This window comes from Lysinibacillus sp. NPDC093197 (assembly GCF_044754025.1).
GTDB lineage: Bacteria > Bacillota > Bacilli > Bacillales_A > Planococcaceae > Lysinibacillus.
The window spans coordinates 57,332-77,418 of record NZ_JBIVOH010000006.1; the positions used below are offsets into that span (position 1 = coordinate 57,332).

The 20,087-nt window shown below is 37.6% G+C and carries 25 protein-coding genes; 3 read left to right on the forward strand and 22 right to left on the reverse strand.

Annotated elements, in window-relative coordinates; translation table 11 throughout:
- Window positions 1-3: 3 nt before the first annotated feature.
- The 3 genes from ACIP9G_RS15960 to ACIP9G_RS15970 are packed head-to-tail and all read right to left on the reverse strand — an operon-like array spanning window position 4 to window position 2,368.
- Entirely contained in the window at window positions 4-1,140 is a 1,137-nt protein-coding gene (locus ACIP9G_RS15960) for an ABC transporter substrate-binding protein (protein WP_401020636.1), read from the reverse strand.
- The gene (locus ACIP9G_RS15965; protein WP_340823127.1) at window positions 1,137-1,739 is read right to left on the reverse strand and encodes a hypothetical protein; all 603 of its coding nucleotides are present in this window, start codon (window positions 1,737-1,739) and stop codon (window positions 1,137-1,139) included. Before ACIP9G_RS15965 ends, ACIP9G_RS15960 begins: the two co-directional genes overlap by 4 nt.
- The gene (locus ACIP9G_RS15970) at window positions 1,736-2,368 is read right to left on the reverse strand and encodes a hypothetical protein (protein WP_401020639.1); all 633 of its coding nucleotides are present in this window, start codon (window positions 2,366-2,368) and stop codon (window positions 1,736-1,738) included. The genes ACIP9G_RS15965 and ACIP9G_RS15970 overlap by 4 nt, the downstream gene beginning before the upstream one ends.
- 237 nt (window positions 2,369-2,605) lie before the next feature.
- On the opposite strand from ACIP9G_RS15970, the gene ACIP9G_RS15975 reads away from it, so the two are divergent.
- Both ACIP9G_RS15975 and ACIP9G_RS15980 read left to right on the forward strand, forming a co-directional pair.
- Window positions 2,606-3,241 (forward strand): hypothetical protein, encoded by a 636-nt coding sequence (locus ACIP9G_RS15975; protein ID WP_401020641.1) that lies wholly within the window; start codon window positions 2,606-2,608, stop codon window positions 3,239-3,241.
- Window positions 3,238-3,846 carry a type 1 glutamine amidotransferase family protein gene (locus tag ACIP9G_RS15980; RefSeq protein ID WP_401020643.1) on the forward strand — a complete coding sequence of 203 codons (609 nt, stop codon included), beginning with the start codon at window positions 3,238-3,240 and terminating at the stop codon, window positions 3,844-3,846. The genes ACIP9G_RS15975 and ACIP9G_RS15980 overlap by 4 nt, the downstream gene beginning before the upstream one ends.
- Window positions 3,847-3,904: 58 nt before the next feature.
- Here the strand turns inward: ACIP9G_RS15980 and ACIP9G_RS15985 are convergent, their stop codons facing one another.
- The 14 genes from ACIP9G_RS15985 to ACIP9G_RS16050 form a co-directional block, all read right to left on the reverse strand.
- Window positions 3,905-4,417 carry a GNAT family N-acetyltransferase gene (locus tag ACIP9G_RS15985; protein WP_340823122.1) on the reverse strand — a complete coding sequence of 171 codons (513 nt, stop codon included), beginning with the start codon at window positions 4,415-4,417 and terminating at the stop codon, window positions 3,905-3,907.
- A 55-nt stretch (window positions 4,418-4,472) separates the two neighbouring features.
- The gene (locus tag ACIP9G_RS15990; RefSeq protein WP_340823121.1) at window positions 4,473-5,180 is read right to left on the reverse strand and encodes an amino acid ABC transporter permease; all 708 of its coding nucleotides are present in this window, start codon (window positions 5,178-5,180) and stop codon (window positions 4,473-4,475) included.
- A 12-nt stretch (window positions 5,181-5,192) separates the two neighbouring features.
- On the reverse strand, window positions 5,193-5,894 hold the full coding sequence (locus tag ACIP9G_RS15995; protein WP_401020644.1) for an amino acid ABC transporter permease: 702 nt from the start codon (window positions 5,892-5,894) through the stop codon (window positions 5,193-5,195).
- A 26-nt stretch (window positions 5,895-5,920) separates the two neighbouring features.
- Window positions 5,921-6,745, reverse strand: coding sequence for a transporter substrate-binding domain-containing protein (locus ACIP9G_RS16000; RefSeq protein WP_340823118.1), 825 nt, complete (start codon window positions 6,743-6,745; stop codon window positions 5,921-5,923).
- A gap of 16 nt (window positions 6,746-6,761) precedes the next feature.
- Window positions 6,762-7,040 carry a glutaredoxin family protein gene (locus ACIP9G_RS16005; protein WP_401020647.1) on the reverse strand — a complete coding sequence of 93 codons (279 nt, stop codon included), beginning with the start codon at window positions 7,038-7,040 and terminating at the stop codon, window positions 6,762-6,764.
- Between the two features lie 12 nt (window positions 7,041-7,052).
- Complete coding sequence (locus ACIP9G_RS16010) at window positions 7,053-8,066, reverse strand: LLM class flavin-dependent oxidoreductase (RefSeq protein ID WP_401020649.1); 1,014 nt, start codon at window positions 8,064-8,066, stop codon at window positions 7,053-7,055.
- A 47-nt stretch (window positions 8,067-8,113) separates the two neighbouring features.
- Window positions 8,114-9,442 (reverse strand): LLM class flavin-dependent oxidoreductase, encoded by a 1,329-nt coding sequence (locus tag ACIP9G_RS16015; protein WP_401020651.1) that lies wholly within the window; start codon window positions 9,440-9,442, stop codon window positions 8,114-8,116.
- Window positions 9,443-9,643: 201 nt separating this feature from the next.
- Complete coding sequence (locus ACIP9G_RS16020) at window positions 9,644-10,540, reverse strand: LysR family transcriptional regulator (RefSeq protein ID WP_401020654.1); 897 nt, start codon at window positions 10,538-10,540, stop codon at window positions 9,644-9,646.
- A gap of 301 nt (window positions 10,541-10,841) precedes the next feature.
- Window positions 10,842-11,807, reverse strand: coding sequence for an ornithine carbamoyltransferase (gene argF, locus ACIP9G_RS16025; protein ID WP_401020656.1), 966 nt, complete (start codon window positions 11,805-11,807; stop codon window positions 10,842-10,844).
- A gap of 309 nt (window positions 11,808-12,116) precedes the next feature.
- A complete protein-coding gene (locus tag ACIP9G_RS16030; protein ID WP_340823111.1) occupies window positions 12,117-12,338 on the reverse strand; it encodes a helix-turn-helix domain-containing protein in 222 nt (73 codons plus the stop codon).
- Between the two features lie 10 nt (window positions 12,339-12,348).
- Window positions 12,349-12,828, reverse strand: coding sequence for a DUF2975 domain-containing protein (locus ACIP9G_RS16035; protein WP_401020657.1), 480 nt, complete (start codon window positions 12,826-12,828; stop codon window positions 12,349-12,351).
- Window positions 12,829-12,853: 25 nt separating this feature from the next.
- Window positions 12,854-13,336 carry a DUF2975 domain-containing protein gene (locus tag ACIP9G_RS16040; protein ID WP_401020660.1) on the reverse strand — a complete coding sequence of 161 codons (483 nt, stop codon included), beginning with the start codon at window positions 13,334-13,336 and terminating at the stop codon, window positions 12,854-12,856.
- 224 nt (window positions 13,337-13,560) lie between these two features.
- Window positions 13,561-14,649, reverse strand: coding sequence for a M42 family metallopeptidase (locus ACIP9G_RS16045; RefSeq protein ID WP_340823105.1), 1,089 nt, complete (start codon window positions 14,647-14,649; stop codon window positions 13,561-13,563).
- A 109-nt stretch (window positions 14,650-14,758) separates the two neighbouring features.
- Entirely contained in the window at window positions 14,759-15,244 is a 486-nt protein-coding gene (locus tag ACIP9G_RS16050; RefSeq protein WP_401020662.1) for a dUTP diphosphatase, read from the reverse strand.
- A gap of 103 nt (window positions 15,245-15,347) precedes the next feature.
- Between ACIP9G_RS16050 and ACIP9G_RS16055 the strand changes: the two genes are divergently transcribed.
- The gene (locus ACIP9G_RS16055) at window positions 15,348-15,743 is read left to right on the forward strand and encodes a sigma-w pathway protein ysdB (RefSeq protein ID WP_172772388.1); all 396 of its coding nucleotides are present in this window, start codon (window positions 15,348-15,350) and stop codon (window positions 15,741-15,743) included.
- Between the two features lie 57 nt (window positions 15,744-15,800).
- On the opposite strand, the gene ACIP9G_RS16060 is transcribed toward ACIP9G_RS16055, so the two are convergent.
- From ACIP9G_RS16060 to thrS, 5 genes are all read right to left on the reverse strand, one after another.
- Window positions 15,801-16,073: a DUF1294 domain-containing protein gene (locus tag ACIP9G_RS16060; RefSeq protein WP_340823103.1), complete on the reverse strand. Its 273-nt coding sequence runs from the start codon at window positions 16,071-16,073 to the stop codon at window positions 15,801-15,803.
- Between the two features lie 249 nt (window positions 16,074-16,322).
- Window positions 16,323-16,682: a 50S ribosomal protein L20 gene (rplT, locus tag ACIP9G_RS16065; protein WP_024363826.1), complete on the reverse strand. Its 360-nt coding sequence runs from the start codon at window positions 16,680-16,682 to the stop codon at window positions 16,323-16,325.
- Window positions 16,683-16,740: 58 nt separating this feature from the next.
- The gene (gene rpmI / locus ACIP9G_RS16070) at window positions 16,741-16,941 is read right to left on the reverse strand and encodes a 50S ribosomal protein L35 (RefSeq protein WP_024363825.1); all 201 of its coding nucleotides are present in this window, start codon (window positions 16,939-16,941) and stop codon (window positions 16,741-16,743) included.
- 32 nt (window positions 16,942-16,973) lie between these two features.
- Window positions 16,974-17,477 (reverse strand): translation initiation factor IF-3, encoded by a 504-nt coding sequence (gene infC, locus ACIP9G_RS16075; RefSeq protein ID WP_024363824.1) that lies wholly within the window; start codon window positions 17,475-17,477, stop codon window positions 16,974-16,976.
- A 395-nt stretch (window positions 17,478-17,872) separates the two neighbouring features.
- The gene (gene thrS / locus ACIP9G_RS16080; protein ID WP_401020664.1) at window positions 17,873-19,807 is read right to left on the reverse strand and encodes a threonine--tRNA ligase; all 1,935 of its coding nucleotides are present in this window, start codon (window positions 19,805-19,807) and stop codon (window positions 17,873-17,875) included.
- Between the last annotated feature and the right edge of the window lie 280 nt (window positions 19,808-20,087).

The window sequence follows — 20,087 nt, forward strand, 5'->3', positions numbered from 1 at the left end:
TCCTTAATATTTCGCCGCGTCAGAAGAAGGGTTTAATATATCATGTATTTCCTCATCTGTTACGTCAAATTCATAGAAATCTTTGTAATACGTTTTAATTTCATCTTCAATCTTATACGAAAATAACTCTGGATGATTTTTTTGAGCCATCCACTTTAGCATTAATGGTGCATCGCCACTTGGTGGGAACCAGCGATATATACCCAATGGAATTTTATAAACCTTTCCATCTTGCACTGCCTTTACCTGACTCCAGTCTTGTCCATCAACTTTATTTTCAAGTAAATCTTCAGGCTGTGTTTCCGTAAAGTTTGTAATGTAAATAATATCAGGATTCCAAGAGTAAATTTGTTCCATATTTACTTCTTTTCTTCCTTGTACATCCTTTTCAGCAACATCTATCGCACCTGTTGCGTTTAGCCATTGATTGCCGAAGAAGTTGCTACCACCTACCGTAATCGATTTATCATTATGCATAAATAAAATTAATGCACGTGGCTTGTCCTCTTTTGCTACATCTTTTAATTTGGCATCTAGTTCAGACTGCACTTTTTCGCCCTCTTGTAAAAAACGGTCCGCACGATCAGTCGTTCCAGTTATTTTGCTCGTTAATGTTAGCCAGCTATTGAAAGTTGCTAATGGTTCAGCAGCTGCTGCATCAATTGTTTGTACCCCAACAACAGGAATACCCGCTTCAGTAATTTTATTAATAGAATTTTCGTCTGTCGCATTTTCTACATACAGTTGGGGATTTACCTTTAATAATTCCTCAATATTCACTTCACCATTTTGAATAAATGACGTTTTCGCATTTAACACATCTGGTGAAATTTTTGCTAAAATAGAGTTTTTCGCAGCATTATACGAATTTGGATGCATACCTACTATCTCTTTTGTAGAGTTTGTCGCTACATACCATGTAGAGAAATATGGCAATATCCCTCCTGTCACGACACGTTCAATTTTTCCGGGTATTGTTACTTCTCTACCTAGTTGGTCTGTCACAACTTTTTCTTCAGCCGTTGTTTGAACATCCGAAGTTTCAGACGGTTGTTCTGTTACTGCCTCCTCATCTTTATCACCACACGCTGCTAGCATCGCCGCTAATGCTAATGTTGCTAGAAATCCGTATTTTTTCATTGTCCTTCTTCCTCTCTAAGCCATTTTGCTATACCGTGTAAAAACGGTTTTGATTGATCTATAAAACCTAGTCCTATATGAAACATAGGGTCAAGTGTTGTTACGACTAATTCTCCGTTAAAGCTTACATTATCTACATAAAATAGTGAGCGACCATCAGGAATATCAAGTAAAGACTGTGCACCTTCTGGCGGTAAAAATGAGCCATGATAATGCCATTTTAAATCACGGAGTGTTACGTATTTAAACAATGGGTGTGTCATATTTTGCTCTGTCATTGGCAAGTCTCCACCATCTCGCACCCACCAGCTAAAATTCACTTCAGAATCTTGCCAATCAATCGTAGGAAACCAATTATCCAAAATTTCACCAAAAATAATGAGCCGCTTACCTGATTCAATGAACGCTAAAAGCTGTGATTGATAACGTTTTAAATGAGGAATATCTAAACGGCAAGATAAAATTAACGTATCGTAATTTGCTAAATCATATCGATGCAGCTCTCGAATATGTAAAATATCATCATATAAATAATGAAATTCCTCCTCTGCAAAAAAGCGATTTTGAAATGGTAGTCCATTTGTGACAATCCCAATCATTGTATTTGAGCTCCTTTCGCTTGATTGCGTGCATATTCGGCACGAATGCATGCAAGCATTTGCACACTTAGTTTACGAGCGGTATTATCCTCATCAATGAACACACGATATATATCTGTTCCAGCACCAGCAAAGATTGTTCCATTTGTTGATTCATGATCTACATAAATAATGACTGCTCCACTTTGATCAGTCACAAGAATCTCTGCATGCAGTGGAATTTTTTCAAAATATCCACGCGAGAAAAAGCCCCTAACACCTTTGCGATAGTTAATGTCATATGCATCAATTCCCGCAAATAATGGATGGGCAGGATCTTTTATAACGATTTCACGATCCTTCAATGGAATTGGTGAACGTTTCCAATTAGGCACACCTACTAACCAAGGTAAAGATGTCTCAGTTAGCGAAAAAATTACGCCACCCTGTTTTAAATACTGCTCCAGCATCGCTTTATGCTCTAACAAAAACTGCTCCTCTACTAAATTCGTAATAATGAGGCCCGCGTAAGCACGTAAATCTGCATACGGCAAATCGTATAAATATAAAAATGTCAGTCCGCGTTTGCGATCCTCGTCTGACAACCTGGCAAATTGAATATCGATACCAATATACGCAATTGGTTTCAAAGCATTCCCTACTTTCTTTTGAAAATATATTGAAAATGATTATCATTTGCAATAGAATATATATTACAGTATATTGATAATGATTCTCAATGTCAATTTGCTTTTTATAAAATTCTAATATTCGCAACATATTTTTGGTCAAACAATATTTACATAGCATTCTAAATGTTTTTTTAATATTATTTATTACCAAAAAAATGATTGGATATTTAATTATTTTACTAGGAGGATATGTTTATGAGCATTCCATTTACAATGCTAAAACTAGATCCAGGACATGCTTTTGGTGTCAATGGTCGCATGCAGAAAGATACAGGTAATGAAGCAAAAATCGTGGATCAATATGATTTCCCACTGGTTGATTTGGACGAAGTAGATGTACTCTTTATTCCAAATTTTATTGACCAAGAATGGTTATATTTACAACGTGAAAAAATTGCAGCATTTTTAGCAAACAAAAAAATAGTTGTATACTGTGGGCATTTATTCCGAGAATGGTTGCCAGGCTGTGGCCTATTTATGCCCCAACACATTCAAAATTTCAAAGATTATGAAGTCTTTCCAACGGAGCACTCAGCTATTTTCGAGGGCGTTTTAACTGAAGATATGACATTTAAAAAAGGGGTTGCAGGCTTTTTCGCACGCGGCTATCATCATGCACCAGCAAACGCTGAGATTTTATTAACGTTTGCCAATGGTAAGCCAGTTACATACATTGACCGCTTTTCAACAAATGGGACGATTTTAGTTCACGCAGGACGTGAACTGCTTGGCTATGCAGGTGAAAACAAATCTACTGATCGCATTCGCCCGCAGTTTCTAGCCTGGCTTGAAACTGAGGTACAAGCTTTAAAGGAGGACAATGATCAATGAGAAAAATTGGGGTTATTTACAGTGGGCATGAATCCCATTACCGTACGTTCCACGAACCAAAGTTCAATCAATATATTACAAAGCTAATTTACCATCCAGATTTTTTAGAAACCGATATTGACGACCTTGATGTGCTTATCGTCCCCTCCCAATTAAACTATCAGCTATTGCTAGCAAGCGTTAAAAAAATCCACGCATTTGCAGAAAATGGTGGCATTATCGTTGCTTTTGGACCACAACCATGGAATTGGATTCCTGCGCAACATTGGGAAGAACGCATAACAAACTTCTGGTGGTGGCTTGATAAAGATGCTTCTAGTGGTTTAGTACTGCAAAATCCAGCGCATTCTTTATTCAATGGCTATCTCTCATTGGCAGATTGCACTTGGCATCAACATGGCGTTTTTTGGCCGCCTGAGCATGCTGATATTTTAATTGCTACAGAAGATGGTGGAGCTGTGCTCTATATAGATGCACATTCAACTGCTGGAAAATGGATTGTTACAACGCTTGATCCCGATTTTCACTTTGGTTCCTATTTCATGCCCGCAACTGAACGGTTTTTCGAAGGATTTTTCCCTTACCTTGCATATGGAACGATTTAAGGTCAGTCTCACTTAAACAAAAAAACCGCTGATAGTATGCTTATCAGCGGGTTTTCTTTTACAAATCATAACGAAAGCTTTTCACCAATATATTGCCCTTGTAAAACTCTTTTGACTCGTCTCTAACAAATCCTAGTGATAAATACAGATTAATTGCAACTTGCATAATATCACCTGAATGCAAATACAGAGACTGATCTTGACGCTCGCGAGCAAAAGCAAAACTTTCTTCTAATAATTTTTTGGCTACGCCCTGCCCTCTCCCTTTAGGATGAACTGCTAATAAACGTACAATTGTTGATTCAATACCAAGTTCAGGAAGACCATATGCTTTTTCAGAGTTTGTAAATAACTGCAGTCCTCCTACTATTTCTTGCTCACGCTTTGCGACTAATATCGTCTCGGCATTCGGATTTCCAACTGATGCCCGAATATCTTGTAAATATTGCGCCCAATGTGCTGGATCTTTATAATCCTTCTCATACTGCGCATAACTCTCCACAAGCACTTCCAAATAAGCTGGATAATCTTCTTGTCGTAAATGTTCAATAACAATTTCTGCTACTGCCATAGACAACACTCCTTTCAATTCATCTTTTTTATTTGTCGGGGTCATTTAAACATAACTACACGCTACCCTTACTATAAGCCGTCACTCTTTTTTCTATTAGATGGGCAATCCATTCAACGACAATCGAAACACTCCAATAAATTAAGCCGACTGCTATAAATGCCTCTAAAAATTTCAAATTAACTGAAGCTACAATATTTGCAGCGCCTGTTAATTCCTTAATTGACACAAAAAACGCTAAAGAAGTCGCATGTAAAAAGCCAATAAAGACATTTGTAAAATTAGGTATCGATTTACTAAAAGCTTGTGGTAAAATCAAGCGTCGCATTGCCTGTGAAAACGTCATCCCTACAGCATACGCTGCTTCCAATTGACCTTTTGGAACACTTAAAATACCAGATCGGATAATCTCCGAAGCGTAGGCACCCGCACTTAACGTCAAAGCCAGTAATACAAAAAATAATATAGGTATAGTATTTGAATGAAAATCCAGCTTCAACATATGCGCGATTGTATCCACAACAATTGGTACACTAAAGTAAATTAACATAATATGCATAATAATCGGTGTGCCTCTAAAAAAGGATACGTAAAAATTTAATAATGGTGCTATACCTTTTATTTGTTGTATCCGAACAAAGGCTACGACTATACCGATTACTATACCTAAACATACAGGTGTAATAGTCATAAACAAGGTTAATGGCAACACCTTAATAATTTCCTGCAACGCATCTATCATAAATGCTACATCTATCGTCATTATCAAATCCCCCTAGCTCGTCGCTATTTCTTTCATATAACGATTGAGATAGCGTTCATTGCGTTTTAATACTTTTTCTAATAGCAACACAATAAAATAGTAAACAACTGAAAGTGCCAAATAGATTTCTAAGGCCCGTGTCGTCGAAGCAATAAGCGTTTCTCCCCGACCGACCATATCCATTACACCAATTGAAAATGCCAAGGAAGTATCCTTTAACGAACTAATCATTGTATTCGACATATTTGGAAAAGCAACACGTAGCGCCTGCGGTAGTATAATACGGAAAAATGCTTGTGCTCGATTTAAGCCAACTGACAACGCCGCTTCCATTTGTCCTTTATCAATCGTTAATATAGCTGCTCTGAAAATTTCAGCAAACGCTGCAGCATTACTGAATGTATAGGTTATCATGACAAAATAAATAGCATCCATTCTTGTAACATCAATATGAACTAACTTTAATATTGCTGGAATGCCATAAAACACTAAAAACAACTGTATTAAAATAGGCGTGCCACGAATAAATGAAATATATACCGTGACTATTTGCTTCAAAATAGGTATTTGCAGTAGCTTTGGTATAGCTACTACAATTCCAAGTAACATCCCAAAAAGGATGGAGCATACTAAAATTTCAAGTGTTACGGGTAAATATTGAAGCAATATCGGAAGTACATTCGCTATTAGCATCAAGTCAAAATCATTTGCCATACTTCCTTCTCCCTCTCCTATGTCGTCTAGAAGTCTACAGTGTAATCATCACCTAGCCATTTTTTACTAAGCTCGCTAATGACTCCCTCCGTCTTTAACTCTCGAATTGCCTCATCGATACGTTCCTGTAATGTCACTTCATCCTTGTTCAGTAGGAAGTAAACTTTTGAGTTTAAAAGTGCTTCTCCTACTACTTTTTGCTGGGCTTCATTGCTTTCGTTATAGTATCTCACTGCAAATGGTGTCGTAATTATCGCATCAATACGACCAGTTGCAAGTTGATTATTAACATCCACTGAACCAGAGGAATACACAATGTTGATCCCTAGATTATGCTCTTTATTGTATTGCTCAATAAAGACTGCAGAGTTACTCGTTGGTGAGACAGTAACATTTTTGTCTTTTAAATCAGCGATTGATTGTATATCATTATTTTTTGCATTCACTGTTACTTGTAATGGGAATACATTATAAGGCTCCTTGTTAAATAGAAACTTTTCCTCACGCTCACGATTAACTTCCATCTGATGTGCGATTAAATCTATTTTTCTCGTTTCTAAACTTAGTAATAGATTCGAGAACTCCATCGTTTTAAATTCAAAATTATACTCAGGTAGCTTTTCATCAATCGCTCGAACAAGTTCTACATCATAGCCTGTTAACTTCCCCTTTTCATCGAGGAAGCAAATATTCGGAAATTGTGTGCCTGTGCCAACTAGTATCGTTTGAACGTCATTTTTACTTTGTGCTTTAGCGTTGTCACTAGTACCTACCTGAGATTTTTCAGTACTTGAGCAAGCCGTTAAAAATAACGTAAGCACACAAGTTATATAGAGCGCAAGTTTCCTCATAAAATCTCCCTCTTTTCTATACTTTTGATGGTAAATCAATAGCAAGTGCTGTTTTGACATGCTCAAGCCCTATTTCTGTCACAGCTTTGTACACACCATCTTCACTTGACCCAATTTCTACTATAGGTACATAACGGACACCATACTTTGCTTGTAAAATGTCCCGAAAAGCATCGTTATGTGTGACATCAACTGTTTTATACGGAATTTCCAACTCTTGTAAATACGCTTTTACTTCGTCACAATAACTACAGCCTTGCTTTGACCAAACGACTACATCTATCTTTTTTGCCATGTTCCTGCCTCCTTAGCTCACTGTTTCTTTTTGTTGTAAGTGTAAATTCACAGGACTTAATAGTTCAAATGAGCGTTGTCGTTCAAATGCCTTTAAAATAGGCGTATGCACAATGAATTCATCAATTTGAAATTGCTTGTGAAAGGCATCTAATGTAGCTTTGATATCTTCAGGGGTGCCAAATACAATATCAGCATCATACTGTTGGACAGTGAACGCCTCCCCTGATTCTTGCCCAAATTTTTCGGCTAATTCAACCGATTGTAGGGTCAAACTACGCCCACTTGCTAAATGCACCTTTGTAATTTTTTGTTCCCCTACTAATGCCTGCGCTTCTTCCGTTGTTGGTGCAGCAAGTGCTGCAATTGAAACAGCAAAATGACCATTCGGCAGATGCGTACGATAGGTCTTAGCCGCTTCAGTCAAAACATCGATATCACTATTGATAAAACGCGCAAAGACAAAGGCAATACCAAGTTTTCCTGCAATTTCTGCACTTTTCGGACTTGCACCGAGTAAAAATAACGATGGCTTTATTTTTGGAATAGGTGTTGCCTGCACACCATTTAGCTCATGTTCTACTGGTAGCGTGTTAGCAATTAATTGTTGCAAAAACGTTAGCCGTTCCTCAAAGTCTTCACCATTGTTTAGCGTGCCATATTGCAATGCCTTTGTGGACAGCGGTAGACCCCCTGGTGCTTTGCCAATGCCTAAGTCCACTCTTCCTGGTTCCAACGATGCTAACACATGAAAATTTTCTGCAACTTTATAGGGGCTATAATGTTGTAACATAACACCACCGGAACCAATACGAATCGATGTCGTTTTTGCAAGTAAATACGATACTAAAACTTCTGGTGATGTCCCCGCTAATGTCTCGCTATTATGATGTTCCGACACCCAAAAACGTGTATATCCTAGCTGCTCAGCCTTTTGCGCCAAAGCGACTGTTTGTTGTAATGCTTGCTCGTTTGTTGCACCCTCGATAAGAGGACTTTGGTCTAATATGCCTAAAGAATAACTCATACAATACCTCCTCTAAATATATTTATTCGAATAAGTTTACTTGGTTTTTAAACAGACTGTTTGACGTATCGACTTTCTTTAAACGGTAAGCCTAAATTACCACGCAATGTATCTGCTTCATATTCCTCTTTGTAAATACCACGTGATTGCAAAATCGGTACAACCTTATCGACAAAATCATCAAGTGCACCTGGCACTGTTACAGCAACAATAAAACCATCTGCCGCTTCTTTTTCAAACCAATCTTGAACCAAATCGGCAATCTGTTCAGCAGTGCCAAAGAATGCTGTTTTTGGCGTTGCTTCACGTAATGCTACTTGACGAAGCGTAAGCCCCTCTTGCTTGGCATATTTTTTTATATAATCTGTCGTACTACGGAAGCTGTTTGCTCCAATATCACCTAGCTCTGGAAACAATGCATCCACATCATACTGAGTAAAATCATGATGATCGAAGTAGCGACCAAGATAAGCAAGTGCACGTTCAATCGAAACGAGTTCTACTATTTCCTGATACTTTGCCTCCGCTTCTTCAATCGTGTCCCCAATAATTGGCGATATCCCAGGGAAAATCTTTACTTCATCAGGATTTCGTCCAAAAGCAGCAACCTCCGTTTTCACCTTTTTATAAAATTTCTGCGCTTCTTCTAACGACGCCCCATGCGTGAATATTGCATCAGCATCTTTTGCAGCTAGACGAACACCCGCATCAGATGATCCCGCTTGGAAAATTACAGGCTGACCTTGTTTTGAGCGTGCAATATTAAGTGGTCCTTGCACAGAAAAGTATTTGCCCTTATGTTGCAATGTGTGTAATTTTTTCGGATCGAAGAACACGTCATGTTCCACATCTGCTATAAAGGCATCATCATCCCATGAATCCCAAAGTCCTTTTGTCACCTCTAAATATTCCTCTGCAATTTGATAACGTTCTGCATGACTTGGATGCTGTTCTATCGTTCTATTGTAGTTTAACGCCGAGCTTTCTAATGGCGTCGTTACAACATTCCAGCCTGCCCGACCGTTGCTAATATGATCGAGTGATGCAAACTGTCGTGCCACCGTAAATGGTTCACTATAGGATGTCGATACCGTTCCAACGAGCCCTATATTTTTTGTTGAAACAGCTAGTGCAGATAATATCGTTAGTGGCTCAAAGCGATTTAAAAAATGAGGAATCGACTTTTCATTGATAAATAAACCATCTGCGATAAAGGCAACATCAAACTTCCCTTGCTCCGCCTTCTGCGCCTGTTGTATATAGAAAGGTAAACTCACACTTTGATTGCTAGCTACTTTTGGATGGCGCCAGCTAGAAATATTCCCACCTACACCGTGTATAATCGCCCCAAACCGAATTTTATCCTGTCTCACCATAATGTTAATCCTCCTCGAATTTATTATTTTTACTAAACTTAGTGGTTAAGTATGCTTTAAGCTAAAAAATAATATTTCACTTATGCTGTCAGATGGACATTCATAAATAAAATAGGATTGAGGAAGATATTACCGTTCAATGGACGTGAATGCAATAGTTCTTGTAATAGAAAAAAATTTTATGTTCTATAAAATTTTTTATCAATGCAGCTTTTGGATACTTTCAAATTGAGTGGCTGTACTTAAAATGTTGTCCCAAAAAGCTGATTCTAGCGTATCCTTCTTTAAATACGTTAAGAAAATATGCTGATTTATATCGAGTAAATGCTTCACATCTATTTCAACAAACTCGCCACTTTCAAGCTCCGTTTTCACACATAGATGTGGTAAAAAGCTCACATATTCTTTCGTTCGAATAAATGCCTTTGCTACTTCTAAATGGTCTGTACGAACTTCAAAATTTGCTGACACGCCTTCTACCTCAAACATTTTATGCACATAATTCCAATCAAACGCACCGCATTCAAAAAACACCATTTTTTGCTTTGCCAATTTTTTTGCTGTTATATTGGTCTCTTGTATAAATGGATGATCGCGATGCATAACGAGCTTCACAGCATTATTTAATAACAACTCATTGCATACCCCTTCTTTATGCACATATTGAATAAAAGCAAAATCAATTTGGTGACTTTGTAATTTTTCTAAAATGATCGCAGTAGAACCTGTAATGATTTGAAAACGCATATTCGGAAAACGTTCTTTCCATTTAGGTAGTGCATAGGCTAAAAAGTATTGAGCCGTCACACCGTTTGTTCCGATGCAAACTTCATTTGAAGCATGTGTTTCCTGCAATTGTTTTTTTCCATGCTGGAACGTTTGCACAATCTGTGTGGCAAATGGCAAAAAGTCCTTTCCTTTTTCCGATAATATAACACTTCGCGCATCACGATAAAATAATTCAACATTTAACTCACGTTCCAATGTTTTGATGCGAGCTGTTACAGTTGGTTGTGATAAAAACAAAGCATTAGCAGCCTTATGAATACTTTTATAATGAACTACATATAAAAATGCCTCGATATGATCAATATTCAATTAAAGCCCTCCTAAAATTTCGTATTGTCCTTATTATATAGATTTATTTTTCATTTCACTATAACATATAGGAAAACTATGTATATGTGCTATTAAAATAAAAAAAGTAACCCAGCGTCTCCCAGGTTACTTTCACTATGTAGCGATGAAGTCATCCATCTTGACAACGTACATCGCGCGCAGCTTACATCCCTCTGTCTGTATGCCACTAGTATGTTGCTCACATTAACACCCTCTGTTGCGAATGTGAACTTTGTATATAGGAACTCTCAATTAGAGAGTCAACTATCATATCCTTTTTTTAAGCCATAATTGAAGCTAAAACAGCTTTTTGAGCATGGAGTCTATTTTCTGCTTGCTCAAAAATATAAGAATTCGGGCCATCTATAACAGATGTTGCCACTTCCTCTTCACGATGTGCTGGTAAGCAATGTAGGAACATATAATTTGGCTTTGCATGTGCCACTAGCTCATCATTAATTTGATAACCAGCAAAATCGTGTAAACGTTTCGCCGCTTCCTCTTCTTGGCCCATTGATGTCCAAACATCTGCATACACTACATCTGCATTTTGAACTGCTGCTACTGGATCATTCGTAATTGTAATTGTACTGCCATTTGCCATTGCGATAGCTTGTGCTTTTGCGATAACCTCTGCATCACATTCATAGCCAACAGGCGTTGCTACTGCGACGTTCATACCGACGTGTGCAGAAGCGACTACTAAAGAGTGCGCCACGTTATTGCCATCACCAACATATGCAATTTTAAGACCTTGTAATTCACCTTTAATTTCAGCGATTGTTTCTAAATCAGCTAATGCTTGGCAAGGATGATATATATCCGTTAAGCCATTAATTACAGGAATCGTTGCATGCTCTGCAAGCTCTTTAACCATCGCATGAGAGTTTGCACGAATCATAATTCCATCTAAATAACCTGATAACACATGTGCAGTATCATATATTGATTCACCGCGACCAATTTGTAAATCACGCGCATGCATAAACATACCTTTACCGCCCAATTGTTCCATTCCCACTTCAAATGAAATACGAGTACGAGTTGAATGTTTTTCAAAAATCATGCCGAGTGTTTTTCCTTCAAGCAGCTTCGGACATTTGCCTTCTTTTGTAATCATTTTAAGTTGCGTCGAAAGTGCAACTAATTGCTGAACCTCTTCACTTGTATAGTCTAGCAAAGTTAGTAAGTCTTTTCCTTTTAAGCTTGATACTAACTTTAACTGTACTTCTTCTAGTAATTTCATAGCCTTCTCTCCTTGCTTTTGTAACTGTTGAGTTTAGTATACACATGCATAAATATAAAATCAACTGAATTTTTATGTTTATTTTCAAAAGTTAGAATTCATATGTTGTTTGTGACAAAAATGCGTCCGTTTGAATATTTATGCATTTTCTACAATCGAAGAGCATATCGGCTAACGAATAATGAAGCTCCTAAACGATTCCAGTCCATCCTGCAAACTTATGTAAAGCACTATAAAAAAGAGCCTACCCGTAGGCAAGCTCCATTTAAAAATATGCTAGCATTTACTGCTAATTTAATGTTTCCTTTATTAATCTAGCGTAGTTTCATCACTTCGGTATTCTAAAATATCTCCTGGCTGACATTCTAGTGCCTTACAAATCGACTCTAAAGTAGATAAGCGAATCGCTTTTGCTTTTCCATTTTTTAAGATAGAAAGATTAGCCATCGTTATGCCAACCCTATCCGAAAGTTCCGTTACGCTCATTTTTCGTTTTGCTAACATCACATCGATGTTAATTATAATTGCCATATCCTCAACCTCACACTATTAACTCATTTTCAGATATTATATCTACGACTTCTTTAACAAGATGTTGGAGAACACCAGCAAAGGTTGCAATGACACTTGAAGCAAAAGTAAAATATAACCCTAATGCCATAATACCAGCTCTGTCTCCATCAAGAAATACCGCAACAAAAAAGGTTCCACCTACAATAAATGCACTGATGATGATTGCACAGAACTTAATAACCTTTAATGCCCCCACTGATAATTGCGAAAAGGTATTATTTTTATCAATGTAAATTAAAAGCTTAAATGCTTGATATAACGCAATAAAAAATGGGAGAGCCAATGCATAGGCAGCTAGTAAAAAAGGATATTGTAAATAAGCAGAACCTGGATTCATTTTTACATCACTACTAGCTATATCAGGCACACAAAATAAATATAAAGTTAACGTCACGATTCCTATAAGGAGAATCACTCCTTTTAAAAATATCGTTGCACCTCGTTTCATCAAACACCTCCAACTATCAATCTTCTCAAACTACTAGGTCGTTTTCTGATTTTATATCAATCGCTTCTTGTAATAGTTTTTGAAGTACCGCCGCAAATACAGCAATGACCATAGATGCGAAAGGTACAAGCAATCCAACAAATATTACACCCGGTGCGTCGTCCATCTCTGCAAATAGGTAAAAGAGTGGCAAAGCTAGCACATGTAAACTGCTAATTGTAATGGCACAGTATTTGATTTTCTTTAATGACTTAACGGATAATTCCGAAAATGCTTTATTTTGATCGATGTTGCGTAAAAGTTGAAAAGCTTGATATAAAGCAAAGTAAAATGGAATCGAAGAAGCATAAAAAATAATCGAAACGATATATTTTATTGCTGAAAACGATGGGAGCAGTTTTGCTGCAAGCTCTCCTAATTCAGGCACAAGAAAAATACACAATACTAGAACTGGAATGGCCATAAGAATCACCGCTATTTTTAAAAACAAAGTTGTTGCTATTTTCATAAAAACACCTCATTGGTTTATTTTCAATTTGATTTTAAACTAAAATTTATCGTTTCACAATAAAAAAACATTGAATTTCACCAAAATATTATTGTTAATCTAGTTAACCTTTAATGTTTTGATCAATTTTACCGCTAGTGTACAACGCAAACTTACTCAGATATAAGCATAAAAAAAAGCCTTCTAACATTTTAGTTAGAAGGCTTTTTTGTTTATTGTAACAATTAATCAAATGTAATTTTGTTTACTGCATCGCGGTCTAATTTTTTAATAACTTCAACCATTAGCTTAACAGCGTTATCGTAGTCATCACGGTGTAAAATACCTGCGTGTGAGTGGATATAGCGTGTTGCAATACCGATTGATAAAGCAGGCACACCATTTGCAGTTACATGGATTGAACCAGCGTCTGTACCGCCACCAGCCATTGCTTCAAATTGATATGGGATATTGTTTTCATCAGCCACATCTAAAACAAATTCACGTAAACCACGGTGTGATACCATTGAAGCATCGTAAACAACGATTTGTGGACCTGCACCCATTTTGCTGTTTGACTCTTTCGGTGTTACACCTGGAGTATCTCCTGCCACACCTACATCAACTGCAAAACCGATATCTGGTTGAATTTTATGTGTGGCTGTTTTCGCACCACGAAGACCTACTTCTTCTTGTACGTTCCCTACAGAATATAGGATATTTGGATGTTTTTCATCTTTCAATGCCTTCATGACATCAATTGCAATTGCACAGCCAATACGGTTATCCCATGCTTTAGCTAATAAGTATTTGTCATTTTTCATTACATTGAATTCGAAATAAGGTGTTACCATGTCACCAGGGCATACTCCCCACTCAAGTACTTCTTCTTTTGAAGCTGCGCCAACATCGATAAACATGTCTTTAATGTCTACCACTTTGTTACGCACATCAGCTGGTAAAATATGAGGTGGTTTAGAACCGATTACCCCAATAATTTCTTCACCTTTACGTGTTGTAATTGTTACGCGTTGTGCAAGCATTACTTGGCTCCACCAGCCACCAACTGTTTGGAATTTGATGAATCCTTTTTCATCGATTTGTGTCACCATAAAGCCTACTTCGTCTAAATGGCCAGCAACCATAATTTTTGGGCCGTTTTCATCGCCCACTTTTTTAGCAATTACACTACCTAAATGATCTGTTTCTACAGTATCTGCGTATGGTGCGATGTATTTTTTCATTACCTCGCGTGGTGCACGCTCGTTACCTGCAATCCCATTCGCGTCTGTTAAATCTTTAAACATTTGCAAAGTTGAATCTAGTTGTGTCATCCTTTTGCCTCCTACATTTTGTATCTCATCTATTATACTTCGTTTACCGAAATATTCCTAGTGAATTTGTCTGAAAATTGGTGTTTTTTTTACTCTTTAGTCTAGTAAATTAATAGCCACTACGTTGACGATTATAATTTTCTTCATTTTTTTCAATGTATGCTGACACGACATCCTCAAATGTGAAACCGAGGTTATACGCAAGTAAACCATAGCATTGCCATATCGCTAAATATCTATCCTCTGTTGGATCGTTAACAAATGTTAATATATAATCCTGTGTCATTAAAAATGTTTCTGTTAAATCTCGCTTCTCCTCAACAACAGGCCATTTTTCAATAGACGTATACCCTTTTAATAGTCCTAGCGATAAAATAAAATGAATAGAATCCACATACTCCTCTAAAATCACATCACGCTCGGACGGCCCTTTCGTACTCCAAAACTTAAAGCAGCGTGTTTCATTTGCAAGTTCTGCCAGTTCTACCATTAATGCGAGGCCCTTTTCTTTAAAAACATCACGTTCAATTTTTTGTGTCGTTTCAATAAAATGATCTAGTTCTTTTTGCATCGAAAATAATTGTTGTAAATTCATTTTTTTCTCCTAAATTTCTAAAAAATATTTTTAAAAAGTGAAACTAATTGTCTCCCCTAATCGTATAGGTAGGAATAACCTTTCTTCAAGGGGGAATTTTAAAATGTTACCGTTACTTATTCGACTTGCTGTGATAGCGCTTATTATCTATGTATTCTATAAAGCGATTCGATATATAACCGATCCTAAACGAAAACTCGATGAAGCCTATGAAAAAGGCCAATATTACTTTTATGATGACGTAAAAAATGTTCGAAAGAATTTCTTTATTTCTTTTAAAGGTGCGCTTTTTGAAGGTGAAAAATACTTAGGCACAACAGAAGATGCATTTGAGGTCGTTACCATTTTTGTTGGTGCTCGTGATGCCGCAACTTTACAAGGGTTTACTAGGAGTGACTTCGAATATCTTCAGCAAGAAATCCTATTTAACTACCCTAACGCTAAAATTAACTGGAAGCAACCCATTGAACAACTTATGCGTAACACATCCTCCACATGAGGATGTGTTTTTTAACGCAAAAAGTGCCCGCGGAAGTGCCAGTCACTCACACAATTTCTATAAAGAGCTGCCCCATAATTGCACAATAATAAAAATTTGAATAGCCGCAATCAATGGGAAGCCAAACGCAAAGCTGTTATGGCGTGTTTTATGACGAAATAAATACATGCCTAACACGCCACCAACTGCCCCACCTGCAATAGCTAGTGTAAATAACGTACGCTCTGCAATGCGCCATTCATGCTTTTTTGCGCGTGATTTATCCATGCCCATCATGACGAGCAATACGACTGAAACAATTGCCATATAGGCAAGTAATGCTTGAGCCATTAAAACAACCTCCTATGTAAAAAGACTGATGAAATAACCCCCATCAGTCTTAACTATACACTAATTTATTTACCCCTGTCGCTTCGCTTTCCGGGCTGAAACTTTATTTTGCCCCTGTCGCTTCCCTTTCGGGGCAGAAACTTTATTTTTCTCCTGCCGCTTCCCTTCGGGACAGAAATAACTTTATTTTGCCCCTGCCGCTTCGCTTTCGGGGCAGAAATAAAAAAGAGCGACTAATGTCGCTCTTTTTTATTTAGCTACTGCTTTTTTAGCAGCTTCTGCTAATTGTGTGAATGCTGCAGCATCTGTTACAGCTAAGTCAGCTAACATTTTACGGTTAACTTCGATACCAGCAACTTTTAAACCGTGCATTAAACGGCTGTATGAAAGACCGTTCATGCGAGCAGCTGCGTTGATACGAGTGATCCATAATTTACGGAAATCACGTTTTTTCTGACGACGGTCACGGTATGCATATTGACCTGATTTCATTACTGCTTGGTTAGCAACTTTATATAATGTATGTTTAGAACCATAGTAACCTTTAGCTAATTTCAATACTTTTTTACGACGTTTGCGCGTCACTGTTCCGCCTTTTACGCGTGGCATATGAATTACCTCCTGCTTTTCATTAAAAAATGAATATTAGTTTATTTTGTGTAGTCAATCATTTCATGTAAACAAGTAATGATTTGATGCGTTTGAAGTCACCTGATGATACAACTTTACCTTTACGTAGGTGACGTTTTTGTTTTGTAGATTTGTTTGCGAATAAGTGGCTTCCATAAGCACGGTCATATTTTAATTTACCTGAACCCGTTTTTTTGAAACGTTTCGCAGCTCCACGGTGAGTTTTCATTTTTGGCATGTCGAATTCCTCCTAAACTGTTTCGTCTAATACTATTTCTCGTTCTTTGGTTGAAGAACTAAGAACATGCTTCGGCCTTCCATCTTCGGTTTTTGTTCAACCGTAGATACTTCAGCACAAGCTTCAGCAAATCGATCTAATACACGCTGACCAATATCTTTGTGTGTAATCGCACGACCTTTGAAACGTAAGCTACATTTAACTTTATCACCTTTTTCAAGGAATTTAATCGCATTACGTAGCTTTGTTTGGAAATCATGTTCATCGATTGTTGGGCTCAAACGAACCTCTTTCATCACGATGACTTTTTGATTTTTACGAATTTCGCGGTCTTTCTTTTGCTGTTCAAACTTAAATTTACCATAGTCCATGATACGAGCGACTGGCGGCTTGGCTTGAGGGGCCACAAGGACAAGATCCAAGTTTACACGAGTGGCGATTTCTAGCGCTTCGTTACGTGTCTTTACACCAAGCTGGTCACCATTGTGATCGATTAATCGAAGTTCACGTGCGCGAATGCCTTCGTTTACATACATGTCTTTGCTAATAGTAATCCACCTCCAAGTAGTTGTCGCGAATACATGGTTTGGGCAAAGCCTTGCCCGGTTGAACGGTACATCCTCTTGTCATGTCCATAAAAAAAGGACGGACATTTTTGAAGATGTCCGCCCGCTATATGTGCATGCGTAAGTGTACGCAAAACAATTCAACGTGTAATACCTGTTCACAGCCTAAGCGTTGTATCAGGTGAGAAGCGGGCAGCCTCTACTTCAACCACAAACTTTGTATTCATTAACCTTAATTATATTAGCATGTACAATTTAGATTGTCAAATATGTTTTTTACAATCTTATCATTATTATGTGCAATACAATGAAACTTTATACGTACTATAGCACAACGAAAGAACAATATCTAATCATTTGTTCTATTAAAAACGTGTAACCTCAGCTTTAATATTCGCTAGGAAGTCCTCGAAAGAAATTGTTTCTGAATCTTTTGAGCCGTAGCGACGCACGTTAACACCGTTTGCCTCAACTTCTTTATCTCCAATAACAAGCATGTAAGGGATCTTTTTCATTTGTGCTTCACGGATTTTGTAACCAAGTTTTTCTTCACGGTCATCCATTTCAACACGTAAACCTGCTGCTGTCAACTGTTCTTCGATTTGTTTTGCATAATCAAAGTGTGCTTCGTTCGATACAGGAATTACCTCTACTTGAACTGGCGCTAACCAAGTTGGGAATGCACCTTTGTATTCTTCAATTAAGAATGCTACAAAACGTTCCATTGTTGACACAACACCACGGTGAATTACAACTGGACGGTGTGGTTTGCCGTCTTCACCTACGTATGTTAAGTCAAAGCGTTCTGGTAATAAGAAGTCTAATTGTACAGTTGATAATGTCTCTTCTTTACCGATCGCTGTTTTTACTTGTACGTCAAGTTTAGGACCGTAGAATGCAGCCTCACCTTCAGCTTCGAAGTAGTCTAGGCCAAGCTCATCCATCGCTTCTTTTAACATGCTTTGCGCTTTTTCCCACATTGCATCATCATCAAAGTATTTCTCTGTATCCGCAGGGTCACGGTAAGAAAGACGGAATGAGTAATCTTTTAAATCAAAGTCTTTGTATACTTCTAAAATTAATTGTACAACTTTTTGGAACTCTGCTTTAATTTGATCTGGACGAACAAAAATATGTGCATCGTTTAAAGTCATACCACGTACACGTTGTAATCCTGAAACAGCACCAGACATTTCATAACGATGCATTGTACCAAGCTCAGCAATACGTAGTGGTAAGTTACGATATGAGTGCATGCTATTTTTGTAAACCATCATATGGTGTGGACAGTTCATCGGACGCATAATTAATGTTTCATTGTCCATTTCCATTGGTGGGAAAATTGAATCTTGGTAATGATCCCAGTGACCAGAAGTTTGGTAAAGCTCTTTTGAACCAAGTACTGGTGTGTATACATGTTTATAACCAAGAGATAATTCTTTATCTACAATATAGCGTTCGATAACACGACGGATTGTTGCACCATTTGGTAACCAAAGTGGTAAACCTTGACCAACTTTTTGAGAAGTTGTGAATAACTCCAATTCTTTACCGATTTTACGGTGGTCACGTTCTTTTGCTTCTTCTAACATTTGTAAGTGATGCTTTAATTCTTCTTTTTTGAAGAAAGCAGTACCATAAATACGTTGAAGCATTTTGTTATCAGAGTTTCCTCTCCAATAAGCACCTGCTAATGATAGTAATTTAAACTCACGTAGTTTACCTGTTGATGGTACATGAATACCACGACAAAGGTCGAAAAACTCACCTTGATAGTAAATAGACACTTGCTCATCAGCTGGAATCGCTTCAAGTAATTCTAATTTGTATTCATCGCCAATTTCTTCATAGATTGCTTGTGCTTCTGCACGGCTTACATTTTTACGCTCTACTTCTAGATTTTCAGCGATAATTTTTTTCATTTCTTTTTCGATTGCTGGAAGGTCTTCAGCAGTGATTGGTGTTGGTGCATCAATATCATAATAGAAGCCACCTTCAATAACTGGACCAATGCCAAGCTTCACTTCTGGGAATAAACGTTTAATCGCTTGTGCTGTAAGATGGGCAGTTGAGTGACGAAGGATTTCTAATGCTTCCCCATCATCTTGCGTAATAATTGCAATTGTTGCATCTGCTTCAATTGGTGTTTTTAAATCTACTAATTCCCCATTTACTTTACCTGCATATGCTTTTTTACGAAGTCCTGGGCTAATAGATAATGCTACATCATCAGTAGATGTACCTTTTGCAAATTCCTTTACAGCGCCATCAGGGAACGTTAATTTAATCATATCTGACATTTTTTTGCACTCCTTATTTGGTTGTTTTTGTGATGCACGATGAAACAATGGACTTTATGTTTAGTGTAAGTTTGAGCAATAAAAACTACTGAAAAACAAAAAAGCCCCGTCCCTCACAAAAGGGACGAAGCGTATGCTCGTGGTTCCACCCTTCTTCCTTCCGACAAAATAGTCAGACGAAGCTCAAGGCTAGCTAACGGGCTAGGGACCGGCGAAAGATATTCCCTTTCGCTGCTCAGTAGGTAGTAAAAAATGTGCCCAAACTAGGAAGCTTACAGCC